Here is a 17,540-nt window from a genome sequence, read left to right on the forward strand (position 1 = left end):
TCAAAATCCCCCCCATTTATAATTGCATTCTGCCCCGCGTAAACGCGGGGCCTCTATTCCGCTTTTGCAACCAAGGGGTCTGCTCGTGACTACAATTGTAAGTGTTCGCCGTAACGGCCATGTCGTTATTGCCGGTGATGGCCAGGCTACACTGGGCAACACCGTAATGAAGGGCAACGTGAAGAAAGTTCGCCGTCTGTACAACGACAAAGTGATTGCAGGCTTTGCTGGCGGTACCGCTGACGCCTTCACCCTGTTCGAACTGTTTGAACGTAAGCTCGAAATGCATCAAGGCCACCTGGTGAAAGCCGCCGTTGAACTGGCGAAAGACTGGCGTACCGATCGCATGCTGCGCAAGCTGGAGGCGCTTCTGGCCGTGGCTGACGAAAACTCATCGCTTATCATCACCGGTAACGGTGACGTGGTGCAGCCAGAAAACGACCTGATTGCTATCGGCTCCGGCGGTCCTTACGCCCAAGCCGCAGCCCGCGCCCTGCTGGAAAATACCGAACTGGGCGCACGCGATATCGCAGAGAAAGCGTTGAATATTGCAGGTGATATCTGCATATATACCAACCACTTCCATACCATCGAAGAATTGACCTCCAAAGCGTAAGGATCTCCCATGTCTGAAATGACCCCACGCGAAATTGTCAGCGAACTGGACAAACACATTATCGGCCAGGACGCAGCCAAGCGCTCCGTCGCCATCGCTCTGCGTAACCGCTGGCGTCGTATGCAGCTTAACGAAGAGCTGCGCCACGAAGTCACGCCGAAAAACATTCTGATGATCGGCCCAACCGGCGTCGGTAAAACCGAAATCGCCCGTCGTCTGGCAAAATTGGCCAACGCGCCGTTTATCAAGGTTGAAGCAACTAAATTCACCGAAGTAGGCTATGTTGGTAAAGAAGTGGATTCGATTATCCGCGATCTGACCGATGCAGCGATCAAAATGGTCCGCATGCAGTCCATCGACAAAAACCGCTACCGTGCAGAAGAGCTGGCGGAAGAGCGCATCCTTGATGTGCTGATCCCTCCGGCAAAAAATAACTGGGGCCAGGCTGAACAGCCTCAGGAACCTTCTGCCGCGCGCCAGTCTTTCCGCAAAAAACTGCGCGAGGGGCAGCTCGACGACAAAGAGATTGAAATCGATCTCGCGGCTGCGCCGATGGGCGTTGAAATCATGTCCCCTCCGGGCATGGAAGAGATGACCAGCCAGCTGCAATCAATGTTCCAGAATCTGGGCGGCCAGAAGCAAAAACCGCGTAAGCTGAAAATCAAAGATGCGATGAAGCTGTTGATTGAAGAAGAAGCGGCGAAGCTGGTCAACCCGGAAGAGCTGAAGCAGGATGCTATCGATGCGGTTGAGCAGCACGGTATCGTGTTTATCGACGAAATCGACAAAATCTGTAAACGTGGCGGCAACTCTTCAGGCCCTGACGTTTCACGCGAAGGCGTACAGCGCGACCTGCTGCCGCTGGTTGAAGGCTGCACCGTCTCCACCAAGCACGGGATGGTGAAAACTGACCACATTCTGTTTATCGCCTCCGGCGCGTTCCAGGTGGCCAGTCCGTCTGACCTGATCCCAGAGTTGCAGGGGCGTCTGCCGATTCGCGTTGAGCTGAAAGCACTGACCACCCATGACTTCGAGCGCATCCTGACTGAGCCGAACGCCTCTATCACCGTGCAGTATAAAGCGCTGATGGCGACTGAAGGCGTTAATATCGAGTTCACGGAAGATGGCATCAAACGCATTGCTCAGGCCGCCTGGCAGGTCAACGAAACCACTGAGAACATCGGTGCGCGTCGCCTGCATACCGTACTGGAGCGTCTGATCGAAGATATCTCCTACGACGCCAGCGAAATGAACGGTCAAAGCGTGACTATCGATGCAGAATATGTCGGTAAACATCTGGATGTTCTGGTGGCAGATGAAGATCTGAGTCGTTTTATCCTATAATCCGGTTCAATATATTTTCATCACTATAGATGGGGCTATAGATACCCAAAATAATTCGAGTTGCAGGCAGGCGGCAAAGGAATGAATCCCCAGGAGCGTACATAAGTACGTGACTGGGGTGAATGATTATAGCCAACGTACCTGCAGCTTGAAGTATGAAGGGTAGAGCCCCATTTTTATTGGCCGGAACCTATGACTGAACAACCGATAAACAAAACCCAGGCCTGGCTGGAAAGCCTGCGCCCCAAAACGTTACCTCTGGCCTTTGCCGCCATCATTGTCGGCTCCGCTCTTGCCTGGCATCAGGGCAGTTTCGATCCCTGGGTTGCCCTGCTGGCAATCATTACCGCCGGTTTACTGCAAATACTCTCCAACCTCGCCAATGACTATGGCGATGCGGTCAAAGGCAGCGACAAACCCGATCGCATCGGCCCCCTGCGCGGTATGCAGAAAGGGGCAATTACTCAGGCACAAATGAAACGCGCGTTAATTCTGACCGTGGTGCTGATTTGCCTCTCTGGCCTGGCGCTGCTGTTCTCAGCCTGGCAAACCATGGCCGACTTTATCGGCTTTATGGTGCTTGGCGTGCTGGCAATTATCGCAGCCATTACCTACACCGTCGGCACCCGACCTTACGGATACATTGGTCTCGGCGATATTTCCGTGCTGGTTTTCTTCGGCTGGCTTAGCGTTGTCGGAAGCTGGTACCTTCAGGCGCACAGCATTGAAGCGGTCATTTTCTTACCCGCGACCGCCTGCGGCCTGCTGGCTGCTGCGGTATTAAATATTAATAACCTGCGTGATATCGACAGCGATCGTGATAACGGCAAAAACACCCTCGCCGTACGTCTGGGGCCCGTTAACGCTCGTCGTTACCATGCCTGTCTCCTCATTGGCGCTCCGCTGTGCCTGGCGCTGTTTAATCTCATCTCGCTGCATAATCCCTGGGGCTGGCTGTTCCTGCTGGCTACGCCGCTGCTGGTTAAGCAGGCGCGTTTTGTGATGCGCGAGCGCGAGCCTGTGGCCATGCGCCCGATGCTGGAAAGAACGGTAAAAGGCGCGCTGCTGACCAACCTGCTGTTTGTTATCGGAATTATTCTCAGCAAGCTGGCAGGTTAACTGACAAATATCAATTAACAATTGATGATTTTGCCAACAACACGATTCCCGAGATATACTGAAAATTCTCGCAGCAACTGAACGTTAAGCCTATGAAATACGATACTTCCGAGCTTTGTGACATCTACCAGGAGGATGTCAACGTCGTGGAACCTCTGTTCTCCAACTTTGGGGGACGGTCGTCGTTTGGTGGACAAATCATCACGGTGAAATGTTTCGAGGATAACGGGTTGCTCTACGATATGCTTGAGCAGAACGGCCGTGGTCATATCCTGTTAATCGATGGCGGTGGTTCCGTTCGACGCGCATTAATCGACGCCGACCTGGCGCGTCTGGCCGTACAAAACGAATGGGAAGGGTTAGTGGTCTATGGCGCAGTGCGCCAGGTTGACGATCTGGAGGAGATGGATATCGGCATCCAGGCGCTGGCCGCCATTCCCGTGGGAGCCGCAGGTGAAGGTATCGGCGAAAGCGACGTTCGCGTCAACTTCGGCGGCGTCACCTTCTTCTCTGGTGACCATCTGTACGCTGATAATACCGGGATAATTCTCTCAGAGGATGCTCTGGATATTGAGTAACGCCCTCGTTCATAAAAAAGGCCTTCTCTCTGAGAAGGCCTTTTTATTTCACACAAGAGCTTAGTACAGCTTCTTAGCGCAATCCAGCCAGTCACTTTTGAACGGACGCTTCATGCTTTCGATGGCGTCGATGATATCGTGATGAACCAGCTTCTCATTCTGAATACCAACACAGCGGCCGCCAAAGCCCTGCAGCAGCAGGTCGATAGCATATGCGCCCATACGGGATGCCAGAATACGGTCATAAGGAACCGGGGAGCCACCGCGCTGGATGTGGCCCAGTACGGTTGCACGGGTTTCACGACCAGTCTCTTTCTCAATGTACTCAGCCAGTTCGTGGATATCGCACATATGTTCAGTAATGGCCACGATAGCGTGTTTTTTCCCTTTGGCGATACCGGCTTTAATTTCTGTCACCAGATCATCACGGGTGTAGTCAACTTCAGGAACCATGACGAATTCACAGCCGCCGGAGATTGCTGCTGCCAGGGTCAGGTCGCCGCAGTAACGGCCCATCACTTCAACAACGGAAATACGTTGGTGAGAGGAAGAAGTATCACGCAGGCGGTCAATCGCCTCAACAACGGTGCTCAGCGCAGTAAAGAAACCGATAGTGTAGTCAGTACCTTTAATATCGTTGTCGATAGTGCCCGGCAAACCGATGCACGGGAAGCCCATTTCAGTCAGGCGCACAGCCCCCATATAAGAACCGTCACCACCGATAACGACCAGCGCATCCAGGCCGCGTTTTTTCATATTCTCAAGAGCAACTGCGCGAATGTGTTCTTCGCGGAATTCCGGGAAGCGCGCCGATCCCAGGAAGGTGCCGCCACGGTTGATCATGTCGGAAACGCTATAGCGGTCGAGCTGAACCATACGATCTTCATACAGGCCGAGGTAACCGTCATAGATTCCAAAAACTTCCAGACCTTCCGTTAATGCCGCGCGCACAACGCCACGAATTGCTGCGTTCATGCCCGGCGCATCACCGCCACTTGTCAACACACCGATTTTCTTAATCATGACTACCTCTGAACTTAGGAAGCAAAAAATAATCCTGTTGCCTGAAGCGCCCCCTCACCAGGAGTGCCCATCGATAATTGCAATAGTATATCAAACGCTTCTGGCTGAATTGATTCAGGTCAGACCAAATGGCGGTAATTTATACAAATAATGCCGATCCGCCCCACATTTTTACATCGAGTTTACAGACTATAACCGAAAGCTCATAAAACACCCTGCTGTGCTAACGGCACTACAGAGCACGGATCCTGATGAATAATCACATCAGAACCCGGAAAACGGTGCAGAATCGCCTGCTCCACCTGGTCGGCAATCACATGAGCCTGAACCAGCGGGAGATTATCTTCCATTTCCAAATGTATCTGAATAAAGCGAGTCGGCCCTGACTGCCGTGTTCGTAGATCGTGCGCCCCGCTGACTCCGGGCCATGCGGTCACGATATTGATAATATCCTGGCGTTCCTCATCAGGAAGCGCGCGGTCTAATAACGACTGGACGGCGTCATAAGCCATGCGCAGCGCGCTATATAAAATATAGACGCCAATGCCCAATGCAAACAGCGCATCGGCACGGTGCCAGCCATACCAGGAGAGGCCGAGCGCCACCAGAATTGCGCCGTTCATCATAACATCAGACTGATAATGAAGCATATCCGCCCGTACTGCCTGACTTTGGGTTTTTCTCACCACCCAGCGCTGGAACGTCACCAAGACCAGAGTGCTTATCAGCGCAATGAGCGTCACAATCATCCCGACCCCCGCCGCCTGCATCGGTTCAGGGCGCACCAGGTGCTGAATACCGGTCAGGAACAGAAATAATGCCGAGCCGGAAATAAACATACTTTGTGCCAGCGCGGCCAGCGACTCCGCCTTACCATGGCCAAAAGTATGTTCTTCATCGGCAGGTTGTAGCGAATAACGCACGACTAACAGATTGGTTAACGAGGCTGCAATATCGACTAACGAATCAACCAACGCCGCCAGAATACTCACTGAGCCGGTATACCACCACGCAAAAATTTTGATCAAAAGTAACGCAGAGGCCATCACCGTTGCCGCAATAGCCGCACGGCTCACCAGCTGCCCATAGGATTGATTCATAAACGCTCCTTACTTCGCGATGCGCTTAGTATAACCCGATCTTTTGCCGGGACGGGGAGCAAGGGAGAGGCCATTTGGCCGAATGACAGGCAAAAAAAACCCCCACATCATGTGGGGGAAGACAGGGATGGTGTCTATGGCAAGGAAAACAGGGTTTGTTACTGGGGTTGCAGGGTATTGCTACTACTGGAAAGCATCATCGCTGAGCCTTTTTGCATCCTTGCAACCTCACGCAACTGATCCATTCGTTGCTGGTGCTTAGCATTTAAAACCGCTTGCTGCTCTGGCGTTAACAGGTGGTACATCTGGTTGCGAACTTTTGCCATTTCAACCTGGCGGGCAACCTGTTCCTGCGCCATCTTATCTGCCTGAGCGCGTACAGCGTTTTCATCAAAATTTTCTGCGGTGACAAGGCTATGCATTGTCTCCATTTCGCTAACATTAACGGGTAACCTGTCGTGGCGTGCCCGGTGCATAAGATCACGTAACTGCTGTCGTTGGTGTTCGGTTAAACTTATGCCGTCAAACATATGGCTCTGGCCGCTGCGCTGTGCCCCGACATCTCCGGGTAGCCAGTTAACGCTGGTGACGACTTCAGCAGCCTGGCTATATGCACTTAGCACCAGCGTTGAGGCCATGACGGCAGCGATAACATTGCGCATCACATACTCCCAAAACGTTTGTGTCGCGATTCAACGAGAGACAGTTTACGATGCAGGCTGCAAACATGCGTCAGGGGGTGTAAAACAACGTAAAGTCATGGATTAGCGGGCCTTGATGACGTAATTTCTGCCTCGGAGGTATTTAAACAATGAATAAAATCCTGTTAGTAGATGATGACCGGGAGCTCACCTCCCTGTTAAAAGAGCTGCTCGATATGGAAGGTTTTAATGTGCTTGTCGCCCATGACGGGGAACAGGCGCTGGCCCTTCTTGACGACAGCGTCGATTTACTTTTGCTTGATGTGATGATGCCGAAGAAAAACGGTATCGATACGCTCAAAGAGTTGCGTCAGACACACCAGACCCCGGTTATCATGCTAACGGCCCGCGGCAGCGAGCTGGATCGCGTTCTTGGCCTTGAGCTGGGCGCGGACGATTATTTGCCTAAGCCGTTCAACGATCGCGAGCTGGTGGCGCGTATACGCGCTATTCTGCGCCGTTCCCACTGGAGCGAGCAGCAGCAAGTGACCGAAGCTGGTTCGCCGACGCTGGAAGTGGATGCCCTAAGCCTTAACCCGGGTCGCCAGGAAGCCAGCTTCGATGGACAGACTCTGGAGCTGACCGGCACCGAGTTCACCCTGCTCTACCTGCTGGCGCAGCATCTCGGCCAGGTCGTGTCGCGTGAACACTTGAGCCAGGAAGTGCTGGGCAAACGTCTAACGCCGTTTGACCGCGCTATCGATATGCACATCTCCAACTTGCGGCGTAAGCTGCCAGAGCGCAAAGACGGCCATCCGTGGTTTAAAACTCTGCGCGGACGCGGCTATCTGATGGTATCGGCTTCATGATTGGAAGTTTAACCGCACGCATCTTCGCTATTTTCTGGCTCACGCTGGCATTGGTGTTGATGCTGGTTCTGATGCTGCCCAAGCTGGACTCGCGCCAGATGACCGAGCTGCTGGAGAGCGAGCAACGTCAGGGCATCATGATTGAACAGCACGTCGAGGCCGAACTGGCGACCGATCCGCCAAACGACCTGATGTGGTGGCGTCGTCTGTTTCGTGCCATCGATAAGTGGGCTCCGCCGGGCCAGCGCTTGCTGCTGGTGACCAGCGAAGGACGCGTTATCGGTGCTGAACGCAACGAGATGCAGATTATCCGCAACTTTATCGGCCAGGCGGATAACGCCGACCATCCGCAGAAAAAGCGCTATGGTCGTCTGGAAATGGTCGGGCCCTTTTCCGTGCGGGATGGCGAAGATAACTACCAGCTCTATCTGATCCGCCCTGCCAACACGTCGCAATCAGACTTTATCAATCTGCTCTTTGACCGGCCGTTATTGCTGCTGATCGTCACGATGTTAGTCAGCGCCCCGCTGCTGCTATGGCTCGCATGGAGTCTGGCTAAGCCCGCGCGTAAGCTGAAAAACGCCGCCGATGAAGTCGCTCAGGGCAACCTGCGTCAACATCCGGAACTGGAAGCCGGCCCGCAGGAGTTTTTAGCCGCCGGGACCAGCTTTAACCAAATGGTGACCGCGCTGGAACGCATGATGACCAGCCAGCATCGTCTGCTGTCCGACATCTCCCACGAGCTGCGCACGCCGTTGACGCGCCTGCAGTTAGGCACCGCATTGCTGCGCCGCCGCAGTGGGGAGAGCAAAGAACTGGAGCGCATCGAAATGGAAGCGCACCGGCTGGACAGCATGATCAACGATTTGCTGGTGATGTCGCGTAATCAGGCTAACAACGCGTTGGTCAGCGAGACGGTAAAAGCTAATCAGCTTTGGGGTGAAGTGCTGGATAACGCCGCATTTGAAGCCGAGCAGGTAGGGAAATCGTTCACTGTGGAGTATCCGCCAGGGCCATGGCCGCTGTACGGTAACCCCAACGCGCTGGAAAGCGCGCTGGAGAATATCGTGCGTAACGCGCTGCGCTACTCGCATACGAAGATTTCAGTGAGCTTCTCGGTGGATAAAGACGGAATTACGGTGAACGTCGATGACGACGGTCCGGGCGTCAGTCCGGAAGATCGCGAGCAAATTTTCCGTCCGTTCTACCGGACCGACGAGGCGCGCGATCGCGAGTCTGGCGGTACCGGCCTGGGGCTGGCGATTGTTGAAGCCGCCATTCAGCAGCACCGCGGTTGGGTGAAAGCCGACGACAGCCCGCTGGGCGGTTTGCGCTTAACCATCTGGCTGCCGCTGTACAAACGTTCATAACGGACTTCCCCGGAATACCATTTCCGGGGAAGCTCAGATCTTATGCTGCCGCAGTTGTTGCCGTGAGTTTTTGCTTCTTAATCCGCTTAACCAGCAGCGTCGAGCAGACAAACCCCATTAAGCTGAACGCAACCATCACGCTAAAAACGTAGTTGTAGCCGGTGATGCCGCTGTGGGTGTCCAGCAGCCAGCCATACAGCGTATAGGCAAACATCGCTGGCATATAACCAATAATGCAGCCAAAGGCCATGGCAGAACCAGCATACTCACGCGGTGTACCAATCTCATCCATTGGTGCGAAGAAAATGGCGCGCTGCGAGAAAATAATCGCCCCAAATCCTAACGTTGCCGCCATTCCCACGTACACATTCATAGACTGATGGGGCAGCTGCATAAAGATAATCATGGCGATAGCAGAGATCAGGAACGTCCACTTCAGATAAACCGTGGGTGATTTGGCAACCTTATCAGCCAGCAATCCCCCAATCGGTCCACCGACCATTTTCAACGCATACTGGTTAATAATGCCGTACGCCCCAACCAACGCGACCGGCAGCATATAGATATCTTTCAGGAACGGGATAAAGTACGTCAGCCCGCAATAAGCGGCGTACACGAAGAAGATACCAAAAGCAGCCAGCCAGACATTCGGGCAGGATAAAATATGTTTAATGCCTTTTAACACTTCGATGTTGGCGCTGGCTTTTTCGCCGCCTTTTACTTTGTCATCATCGACAATAAAGTAAGTAATAACGCCCGCCGCCAGCGTGATTATCGTATAGAACAGCAGACCAGCCTGCATGCCCGCTTTTCCTTCGCCGAAATGGACAAAAACAAATAGCGCACCGGAGGCAACAATAACATCCACCACACCGCGTCCGGCCTCTAAAAAGCCAAACATACGTCCCTGCTCTTCTTGCGTACCGAGCAAGCGAACCGCTTTCAGCAAGACCGGCCAATAAACTACATCAGCAAAAAAGGCCATGGCGGCAAAACAGACCAGATACCCGGTGAAGGATGGCAAAGTCGATAAATACAGACCGCATAAACCAACACCGATTAAACCAAAGGGTAATAGTATCTTTTTAGAGTAACGATCTGCGATATATAGCGAGAGAAAAAGCCCTGCGGTCTGAACGATTGTATATACCGTAAAGCTTAGACCAATTTGCGTATTTGTTAATCCCCAGTCATTTTGCATTGGTACATAAAATACATCCTTCATGCTGGAGAGCTTGAATATTGTGCCTCCCCCCAAAATCAAAAAGCACAGCCGTGCCCATTTATTCATGAACATAATTCACACCCTCATTGCTGGTTGAGAGAAAAGCTCGATTAATCAAATGAATAACAAACCATACAGCTAACCATAAATAATGGCGCAGCCTGCATAATTCTTCACTACTTAATTACAAATTATTGGATATTTATAAATTCACCGCATAGATCACGAATGTATTTAATTTGCGCAAGGGCATGTTCTTTTTCCTGTGCCAGGCGAGCATCAACCAAATGAGTATCAGGCAAAGGGGTATAGCTCGCTTCTCGCCACGGGATCCAGGGATTATCACCTTCATCATCGAAACGAAATGCGGGCGCATAATATTCCACTTCTTCTTCAAGACCAAAGGAGAGGACTTGCGGTTTATCCTCGCCTAAAAGCAACAATGCCCTGAGCATCTCTTTCATTGGTAAATCGCCATACCCGGAACGACAAGCTTCATGCCCCCAGCCCTTTCCTTCTTTAATAATTCGGGCATCCTTGATATGTACCTGAGTAATTAATGGTGACATCACCTCTAATGCCGCAAGGGGTTGCTCATTGGCATTAATCATATTGCCAAAATCGAACAAAATGGAGAGGTTCTGCATACCGCTATTTCTCACCAGCGCCACCAGTTCATGGCCCTGCAAATCTTCATGCTGTTCAATCGTAAAGCTCAACCCACAATCATCAAACTGTGACAACCAGGCGATATCACTGGCAATTTTCTCCAGTACATCCTTTAGATAGCCTTCGTATCGAGGGTAGAAGCGCACCGAGGTTGCGCCGGTTGCCTGCGCGATGCGGATGGCGTCAGCCAATGTCTCCCGATCCGATGCGCTCGTTTCTATATGAACATCCAGACCATAGTTTGCCGCTTTTTCCTTAAAGCACTGCAATTGCTGGCTATTCATATTCTGTAGTGCTTGAGATTCACCATCTTCGACATGGACTTTTACCCCTTTTAATTCTTGTTGATGAGCAATATCCAACAAATCGCCAGGGAGAATACGTTCATAACGCATATTTAAATGAAAAGCATAAGCATGGAGATAGAGCCGTATATTTTTTGCTCGTTCAACAAGACATTCTCTATTCATATTTTCCATAATCTTTCTCATTCATCACGAATAACAAGTTCCACGGACTCAAGGCGCCAGTATTCAAAGTCAATCTGAACCACCTTTTTATCATGAGTCGCACGATGTTTTTCTACCAAAATACCGTAGGTATTAGGCGCAACCCCCAATTCCTTACAAGCCATTTCCGGCATATTGACCGGTTTAAAGACCATTTCTTTAATATTTAACACGTAACCAAACTCCTCCTCCCAGACTCTGGCAAAAGATTTATCTTCCAGTTTCTGGATAAAACCCGGAGCAATTTCAGCGTTAATATAAGACTCATGATAAAATACTTTGTGCTCGTCAAGGCCACACCACCCAGTAATAAGGTATTGTTTACCCGAAGCCTGAAAAACCTGATCAACATGGTGCGGAACGGTCTCAACGGCCTCTTTTGATAAATACCCCCAAAATGGATTGCGTCCCTGAGCTCGTGCTTCAGCATTAAAGCTTGAAAGTGATTTAGGGTTATAAATGAATCGCTTCGACGAAATAAACCAACCACTACGGTTTTTTCTAAAAATACGTGAGTCAACTTCAAGTTCAATAAGAACCTGACGTAAGGTCATACGCTTCGCATCCAACAACTCACAAAGTTCCCTCTCAGAAGGTAACTTTGCGCCAGCCGGTAAATTTTTCTCATTCAGCCAGCTTTCGAAGCGCTCTCTGAGGACATCAACATAGTTTTTCTCTTTCATATCGCCCAATCTGGTTTAAACCAATTTCCACATAAGATATTTGAGTGCAGGGAATACTCAAGTTTTTTTTCGTAACCGAGGCTTTTTTTGTGGACCAGGTAACAAGAATGGCTCTGAAGTACGTGGCCACAAACCTGTTGCCACGCTAAATAGATGAGGCAAAGCGTAGAGGAAAAGCAGGGGCGATCGGCCCCTATATGAGAAGAGAGAAACTAACGAGCGGGCGAGCTATTTCCCCCACAATCTCCGGGAATTGTCTTCGATCTGCCCGCTTAAACGCCGTTTCTGCATGGTACGGCTCCAGCTCACTGACAGCCCCGCAGCCGATAGCAGGCGATGGTACTGTTCATCATCAAACGGCATAGACCAGGCGATCGCGCCAGCCTCGTGCACGCTAACATCGCTTAGCCGGGAGACCAGCACCAGCGGCGTATCGCTGGATACCTTCCCGCCCGCCACCACCCGATACAACCAGCCGGTTTTGCCGCTGTTCTGCATCAGCTGCGCCATATCGCTGACGGCAAAGTGATAGTTGAGCTTAAAGCACGGCGAACGTGGCTGCGTCACCTGAATCAGCGCCTCTCCCCAGCGGAAGATATCGCCAATAAAGACGTTTTGCTCCGTCAGTCCCTCGGTCGAGAGATTCTCGCCAAACGCCGGGGCGCAGAACAGGTCCGCCTGCTGAGGCAGCTCGCGAGCCCAGTGGGCATAATGTTCACGCGGATAGTGGCACAGCGCGCGGTCCGGCCCGCCGTGAATTTTCTTCTCCGCCTGCTCATCGCCCTCAAGGCCGAGATCGCCGAGGGTTAATTCACCATCGACCTGAATTTTGCTTATTGCGCTCGGGCGGCTGCCGGGATAGTCGCGAATGCGCCCAATGTAGACATTTAGCGGATAGTGCATCTGCTGCTCCTTGCTGCGGACATAAAAAAAGCGAGTCATCAGACTCGCTTCTCACTCAGCACAATGCAACCTTATTTTTTGGCGGCAAAACGCGCTGCAGCTTCGTCCCAGTTAACCACGTCCCAGAACGCTTTGATGTAGTCCGGGCGACGGTTCTGGAATTTCAGGTAGTAAGCGTGTTCCCACACGTCCAGACCCACAATTGGGAAACCGGAAGCGCCGGAGATAGCTTCGCCCATCAGCGGGGAATCCTGGTTCGCTGTAGAAACTACAGCCAGCTTATCGCCTTTCAGCACCAGCCACGCCCAGCCGGAGCCGAAACGGGTAGCAGCCGCTTTTTCAAATTCCGCTTTGAAGTTATCAACGGAACCGAAATCGCGCTCGATAGCCGCTTTCAGGTCGCCCTGCAGCGTGGTACCGGTTTTCAGGCCTTTCCAGAACAGGCTGTGGTTAGCATGGCCGCCAGCGTTGTTACGCAGAACGGTTTTTTTGTCAGCCGGCAGCTGATCCAGTTTGGTGATCAGTTCTTCAGCAGACAGGCTAGCGAATTCCGGCAGGCTTTCCAGCGCAGCGTTGGCATTGTTAACGTAGGCCTGGTGGTGTTTAGTGTGATGGATTTCCATCGTCTGCTTGTCAAAGTGCGGTTCCAGGGCGTCATAAGCGTACGGCAGGGCTGGCAGTGTATAACTCATAATCATCTCCATTATTGTCGAGCGGCGGAAGGTGTTAATGCCGCGTAAGCAGTTGGTTCATTATAGTTAATTAAATGATATTGAAAACGCTTATCAATGCCGTATTTTTAATAAGGTTATAACAGACGGTTATACACGTGGTTTTGTGATGTAGAACAACGAATTAAGCTTCTGGTTGCCAAAGAAGGATGTTACGTGGCAACAGGCTGAAGGCAGTAAAACTGACCGATTTTTACACTCATCGGGTCGGAAAATGATTTATCCGATAAAAAAATAGATGAGGATAGAATCAATGAATCACGCGATTACGATGGGTATTTTTTGGCATTTGATAGGTGCGGCCAGTGCAGCCTGTTTCTATGCCCCGTTCAAAAAAGTTAAACATTGGTCCTGGGAAACCATGTGGTCTATCGGCGGGATTGTCTCCTGGCTGATACTCCCCTGGGCCATCAGCGCCATGCTGCTCCCTGATTTTTGGGCCTACTACGGCTCCTTTAATGCCTCCACGCACCTGCCGGTATTCCTGTTCGGCGCAATGTGGGGTATCGGCAATATCAACTATGGCCTGACCATGCGCTATCTCGGCATGTCGATGGGGATCGGTATCGCCATTGGCATTACGTTGATTGTCGGCACGCTAATGACCCCAATCCTCAACGGTCAATTCGATGTCTTAATTAACACCAAAGGCGGCCAAATGACGCTGCTCGGCGTGCTGGTTGCGGTGATTGGCGTGGGGATAGTCACTCGCGCAGGCCAGCTCAAAGAGCGCAAAATGGGCATCAAAGCCGAAGACTTCAACCTGAAAAAGGGGCTGGTACTGGCGGTAATGTGCGGCATTTTCTCGGCCGGTATGTCCTTTGCGATGAACGCCGCAAAACCGATGCATGAAGCCGCCGCCGCGCTCGGCGTTGACCCGCTCTACACCGCGCTGCCAAGCTACGTGGTGATTATGGGCGGCGGTGCGCTGGTCAACCTCGGTTTCTGCTTTATCCGCCTGGCAAAAGTGAAGAATCTGTCGATAAAAGCCGACTTCTCTCTGGCAAAACCACTGATCATCAGCAATATCCTGCTTTCCGCATTGGGCGGCCTGATGTGGTACCTCCAGTTCTTCTTCTACGCCTGGGGCCACGCCAGCATTCCGGCACAGTACGACTACATGAGCTGGATGCTGCATATGAGCTTCTATGTCTTGTGCGGCGGGCTGGTTGGCCTGGTGCTGAAAGAGTGGAAAAACGCAGGACGCCGTCCGGTTGGCGTACTGAGCCTCGGCTGCGTGGTGATTATCATCGCTGCAAACATCGTCGGCCTGGGAATGGCGAACTAATTCTTGCCCCTGCCGCATCGGCAGGGGCAAGGTTTTAACGCGCGGAGATTTCCCCCGTTTCGCTATTCAGGTGGAAATTTCGTGAAGGGTTTCCCCGCAGGTATTTATCGATAACGCTAAAAATACTGCCAAAACGCAGGCGGAAAATGGACTCGAAATCGCTATCCGCCATCACCGCTGAAGCCTCAGCAGGTAAGGACTGCGCCAGCGTGCGGGTTAGCAACTGATATTCGCGTAAGCGTTGCGCGGAAATATCGCGTAGCGCCAGCTCATCGGCATTGCGCAGGCGATAAAAATCCACCGCCAAATCAAAGCCGTTCCAGGATGCAAACTGATCCAGCGTCATGCCAGCATCCCGAGCCAAAGCTTGCGCTTTTTGCTGCGCCAACTGCCATGCTCCAGCATTTTTTTGCAGATAGATTTGCCCGATAGCCCTGACAGGAGGCTCATCTCCTTTAGCGCACACGGCACGATCGCTGCTCATCGGTACGGTCAGAACATCTTGCCAGGAGGTATGACTGCTCAACTGACTCAGCGTCAGCATTTCCGCGCCGTTCAGGCTAAAAAGCATCTGCCGAATTTCACACGGCCACTCTTCAGGAATAAAGCGCAGCCGGGTAAGCTCGGTGATGTGCCAGTTAGTAAAGTCATAATAATCCTTCGCCCCCAGCACCGCTTTGTTCCATAAATGCGCAGATCCTGTCGCTTTCAGATGCTCCCACTCTTGCTGATAATGTTCAAAAAGCTCATTAAAGCGCGGTACGCTGTCCAGGATAACGGTCTGAACATCAATTTCGCTACGGTTAGCGAAATTGAGGATTTTATACGCTGGAACATAGGCCGCCATGGAAGGTGCCTGAATGTTAAATAGCAGGCTGCCGTCAGGATATTTACGCACGCCGGTATCGTTAAAGTGCATATGTCCGCCAACGTGAACGCCAATACCCGTTTTCGCTAACGCATGGCTGGTATCCTCCTTCGGGGCTCGCTTCAACTGAAATTTGCCTTCGCCAAAGATGGACTCCAGATCGCTGGCAGCGCCGTTATCAAACTCCACCATCGGGAAATGGCTAAAGGTGATCAGCGTCTTGTTCTGCTCCTTTGCTCGCCTGGCAACGGACGTCATCCACGCCACGACCTGCTGCTTGTGAGTGAGCATTTTGTTGTAACCAGCATCACCTGAACCCGCGAAGTTTTTAGCGGACTGCGGATTCGCCATATCCGCATCCTCGCGCGGCACATAGACATTCGCATCAACGGCCAACAGCCATAGACCCGGTATCGGCTCAACAAGATAGCTGCTGTCAGCGACGGTAAAACAAGGGCCATAACCTGGTTGTCGATATGAACCTCCGGTTCCCTGGGCGCAAATCTCATATTGCCGCTGGCGGAAGTCGCTGGCCTGTTTTGCTTTGTCAAACGTGTAATCCTGCTGCCCGTAGGATGAATAAGGCGTTTCCCAGTAAATATCTTCAGGCAGCGGATCGATACCAAACGGAGCCATCATGTTCATGATGTACTCATAACCGCGGCTCACCATCTCCTCGCTGCAGATGGTTGGCAGTTCCGCACCTGTCGGGATAAGCGCGGTTTTCCCTTGATAGCCCGTACACTCTTTGGCGCCAAAACTAAAAATACGCTGCGTTTTTCCTCCCTGCCCTAAGAAATCCTCTTCTCCATCGGGTAAATCAAAGGGCCGGTTAGGATCATGATTGCCCGGTGTTGCAAAGAATCGCATGGCATATTTTTGCTCATACTCCTTCAGCAAGGTCACCAATCCACGGATATGCACAGACTGCCCGTCATCGCTAAAATCACCAGGAAGCGCGATCAGTTTGATCCCCTTTTTCCCGGCATCGTCCAGCGCCGCGCGCAGGGCAAAGTAGTTTTCATTGAATAATCGCGTTGACGTAAGCTGCGCATACATGGTGCGAATCATCGCATTCTGCCCACTTTTGCTATTCTTCAGCCCGCTAAATGCACCATCCTGAAATTCGCCGTACACATCATGAAAATGGATATCCGGCATAAATGCGACACGGTATTGATAATTTTCTGTAGCCGAAGCGACATGGCTACAGAGCATAAATGCCGCTATTCCGGCAATGGAAATTACTCTCATTACATCTCCTTATTTTTATCAAAAAATAATTAGAAGTTGTAGGTAATACCTACGCGATAACGCATCTCCCAGGCATCACGATAAGTTTTGCCATCTTTTTCATAGGAGCCATCATCATATGAAACATACCCTAATTCGACATACGGCACCCAGGTTTTGTTTCCTCTCCAGGCTACCGTCACATTATGCACATAGTCTTTTTCTTTACCGCGCAATGCCGGGTAGTCGGTATCGAATTTATATTCAAAATCGTAATCAAAAGAGACATCATAAATCCGATAACCAAGATATAAGTTTGCCTGCCAGTAGTGCTGGCTGGCTCTATCCGGGTCATACTCACGCTCATAGTCGCGGACAGCGTAGCGCAGCCGAAGCCCGCTGGAGAATGCGTCAGTCCAGTTATAGACGCTCTTCACACTAAACTTATAAGCCGTATCACGCTCCCCTGAATCCAGCGCGAAGGAGGGAGTGATGGAGAGATTGCCCAGAAGCTTATATTTGTAGCCAAGCTCAAATTCATTGCCTTTAGAAGAGAGATTATCCAGAAAACCGCCTTGTTTACTTTCCCACTTCCCCTCAACGCTAAAGTAAATACCGTTATTTAAAGAATGGCCCATTTTAATACGATCTTCTTGTTTATGCTGATCGCCCAACCACTCATGCCGATAATCAATATAGGTTGCGTGCGAGGAAAAACTTGCTGCTAAAAATAGTCCACAGAGGTATTGTTTTTTCATAAGAATTATCCAT

The 17,540-nt window shown here is 51.4% G+C and carries 17 protein-coding genes; 7 read left to right on the plus strand and 10 right to left on the minus strand.

Annotated features, from left to right (window positions below; translation table 11 throughout):
- Nucleotides 1-85: 85 nt before the first annotated feature.
- The 4 genes from hslV (at nt 86) to rraA (ending at nt 3,657) form a co-directional block, all read left to right on the plus strand.
- A complete protein-coding gene (gene hslV / locus AC07P6_RS29800; RefSeq protein WP_110276151.1) occupies nt 86-616 on the plus strand; it encodes an ATP-dependent protease subunit HslV in 531 nt (176 codons plus the stop codon).
- Nucleotides 617-625: 9 nt separating this feature from the next.
- Complete coding sequence (gene hslU, locus AC07P6_RS29805) at nt 626-1,960, plus strand: HslU--HslV peptidase ATPase subunit (protein ID WP_110276150.1); 1,335 nt, start codon at nt 626-628, stop codon at nt 1,958-1,960.
- Between the two features lie 192 nt (nt 1,961-2,152).
- Nucleotides 2,153-3,079, plus strand: coding sequence for a 1,4-dihydroxy-2-naphthoate polyprenyltransferase (gene menA / locus AC07P6_RS29810; protein WP_182235500.1), 927 nt, complete (start codon nt 2,153-2,155; stop codon nt 3,077-3,079).
- Nucleotides 3,080-3,171: 92 nt separating this feature from the next.
- A complete protein-coding gene (rraA, locus tag AC07P6_RS29815; protein ID WP_181484216.1) occupies nt 3,172-3,657 on the plus strand; it encodes a ribonuclease E activity regulator RraA in 486 nt (161 codons plus the stop codon).
- A 60-nt stretch (nt 3,658-3,717) separates the two neighbouring features.
- On the opposite strand, the gene pfkA is transcribed toward rraA, so the two are convergent.
- The 3 genes from pfkA to cpxP all read right to left on the minus strand — a co-directional run bounded on the left by pfkA (nt 3,718) and on the right by cpxP (nt 6,442).
- Nucleotides 3,718-4,680 carry a 6-phosphofructokinase gene (pfkA, locus tag AC07P6_RS29820; protein ID WP_182235499.1) on the minus strand — a complete coding sequence of 321 codons (963 nt, stop codon included), beginning with the start codon at nt 4,678-4,680 and terminating at the stop codon, nt 3,718-3,720.
- Between the two features lie 203 nt (nt 4,681-4,883).
- Nucleotides 4,884-5,780 (minus strand): CDF family cation-efflux transporter FieF, encoded by an 897-nt coding sequence (gene fieF / locus AC07P6_RS29825; protein ID WP_112216337.1) that lies wholly within the window; start codon nt 5,778-5,780, stop codon nt 4,884-4,886.
- 158 nt (nt 5,781-5,938) lie between these two features.
- Entirely contained in the window at nt 5,939-6,442 is a 504-nt protein-coding gene (cpxP, locus tag AC07P6_RS29830) for a cell-envelope stress modulator CpxP (protein ID WP_181484219.1), read from the minus strand.
- A gap of 149 nt (nt 6,443-6,591) precedes the next feature.
- Between cpxP and cpxR the strand changes: the two genes are divergently transcribed.
- On the plus strand, nt 6,592-7,290 hold the full coding sequence (gene cpxR, locus AC07P6_RS29835; protein ID WP_110276144.1) for an envelope stress response regulator transcription factor CpxR: 699 nt from the start codon (nt 6,592-6,594) through the stop codon (nt 7,288-7,290).
- Complete coding sequence (cpxA, locus tag AC07P6_RS29840; RefSeq protein ID WP_110276143.1) at nt 7,287-8,660, plus strand: envelope stress sensor histidine kinase CpxA; 1,374 nt, start codon at nt 7,287-7,289, stop codon at nt 8,658-8,660. Before cpxR ends, cpxA begins: the two co-directional genes overlap by 4 nt.
- A 40-nt stretch (nt 8,661-8,700) precedes the next feature.
- Here the strand turns inward: cpxA and AC07P6_RS29845 are convergent, their stop codons facing one another.
- From AC07P6_RS29845 to sodA, 5 genes are all read right to left on the minus strand, one after another.
- Entirely contained in the window at nt 8,701-9,951 is a 1,251-nt protein-coding gene (locus tag AC07P6_RS29845; RefSeq protein WP_434664309.1) for an MFS transporter, read from the minus strand.
- A 125-nt stretch (nt 9,952-10,076) separates the two neighbouring features.
- Nucleotides 10,077-11,033, minus strand: coding sequence for a sugar phosphate isomerase/epimerase family protein (locus AC07P6_RS29850; protein WP_478315311.1), 957 nt, complete (start codon nt 11,031-11,033; stop codon nt 10,077-10,079).
- 8 nt (nt 11,034-11,041) lie between these two features.
- Complete coding sequence (locus tag AC07P6_RS29855; RefSeq protein WP_434660900.1) at nt 11,042-11,746, minus strand: UTRA domain-containing protein; 705 nt, start codon at nt 11,744-11,746, stop codon at nt 11,042-11,044.
- Between the two features lie 228 nt (nt 11,747-11,974).
- The gene (gene yiiM, locus AC07P6_RS29860; protein WP_478317112.1) at nt 11,975-12,649 is read right to left on the minus strand and encodes a 6-hydroxyaminopurine reductase; all 675 of its coding nucleotides are present in this window, start codon (nt 12,647-12,649) and stop codon (nt 11,975-11,977) included.
- 71 nt (nt 12,650-12,720) lie between these two features.
- Nucleotides 12,721-13,341 (minus strand): superoxide dismutase [Mn], encoded by a 621-nt coding sequence (gene sodA / locus AC07P6_RS29865; protein WP_110276139.1) that lies wholly within the window; start codon nt 13,339-13,341, stop codon nt 12,721-12,723.
- A gap of 292 nt (nt 13,342-13,633) precedes the next feature.
- On the opposite strand from sodA, the gene rhaT reads away from it, so the two are divergent.
- The gene (rhaT, locus tag AC07P6_RS29870) at nt 13,634-14,668 is read left to right on the plus strand and encodes an L-rhamnose/proton symporter RhaT (protein WP_478315312.1); all 1,035 of its coding nucleotides are present in this window, start codon (nt 13,634-13,636) and stop codon (nt 14,666-14,668) included.
- Between the two features lie 34 nt (nt 14,669-14,702).
- On the opposite strand, the gene AC07P6_RS29875 is transcribed toward rhaT, so the two are convergent.
- Nucleotides 14,703-16,790, minus strand: a complete 2,088-nt coding sequence (locus tag AC07P6_RS29875; protein WP_478315313.1) for a metallophosphoesterase — start codon at nt 16,788-16,790, stop codon at nt 14,703-14,705.
- A 29-nt stretch (nt 16,791-16,819) separates the two neighbouring features.
- Entirely contained in the window at nt 16,820-17,527 is a 708-nt protein-coding gene (locus AC07P6_RS29880) for an oligogalacturonate-specific porin KdgM family protein (protein WP_434660903.1), read from the minus strand.
- Nucleotides 17,528-17,540 lie beyond the last annotated feature (13 nt).

This window comes from Klebsiella sp. GFKo11, from assembly GCF_056490265.1.

Coding starts and splice junctions, on each gene's coding strand:
- sodA (WP_110276139.1), bottom strand. CDS start 13,341: ATGAGTTATACACTGCCAGCCCTGCCGTACGCTTATGACGCCCTGGAA.
- menA (WP_182235500.1), top strand. CDS start 2,153: ATGACTGAACAACCGATAAACAAAACCCAGGCCTGGCTGGAAAGCCTG.
- AC07P6_RS29850 (WP_478315311.1), bottom strand. CDS start 11,033: ATGGAAAATATGAATAGAGAATGTCTTGTTGAACGAGCAAAAAATATA.
- yiiM (WP_478317112.1), bottom strand. CDS start 12,649: ATGCACTATCCGCTAAATGTCTACATTGGGCGCATTCGCGACTATCCC.
- AC07P6_RS29880 (WP_434660903.1), bottom strand. CDS start 17,527: ATGAAAAAACAATACCTCTGTGGACTATTTTTAGCAGCAAGTTTTTCC.
- hslU (WP_110276150.1), top strand. CDS start 626: ATGTCTGAAATGACCCCACGCGAAATTGTCAGCGAACTGGACAAACAC.
- AC07P6_RS29855 (WP_434660900.1), bottom strand. CDS start 11,746: ATGAAAGAGAAAAACTATGTTGATGTCCTCAGAGAGCGCTTCGAAAGC.
- pfkA (WP_182235499.1), bottom strand. CDS start 4,680: ATGATTAAGAAAATCGGTGTGTTGACAAGTGGCGGTGATGCGCCGGGC.
- cpxA (WP_110276143.1), top strand. CDS start 7,287: ATGATTGGAAGTTTAACCGCACGCATCTTCGCTATTTTCTGGCTCACG.
- cpxP (WP_181484219.1), bottom strand. CDS start 6,442: ATGCGCAATGTTATCGCTGCCGTCATGGCCTCAACGCTGGTGCTAAGT.
- rhaT (WP_478315312.1), top strand. CDS start 13,634: ATGAATCACGCGATTACGATGGGTATTTTTTGGCATTTGATAGGTGCG.
- AC07P6_RS29845 (WP_434664309.1), bottom strand. CDS start 9,951: ATGAATAAATGGGCACGGCTGTGCTTTTTGATTTTGGGGGGAGGCACA.
- AC07P6_RS29875 (WP_478315313.1), bottom strand. CDS start 16,790: ATGAGAGTAATTTCCATTGCCGGAATAGCGGCATTTATGCTCTGTAGC.
- fieF (WP_112216337.1), bottom strand. CDS start 5,780: ATGAATCAATCCTATGGGCAGCTGGTGAGCCGTGCGGCTATTGCGGCA.
- cpxR (WP_110276144.1), top strand. CDS start 6,592: ATGAATAAAATCCTGTTAGTAGATGATGACCGGGAGCTCACCTCCCTG.
- rraA (WP_181484216.1), top strand. CDS start 3,172: ATGAAATACGATACTTCCGAGCTTTGTGACATCTACCAGGAGGATGTC.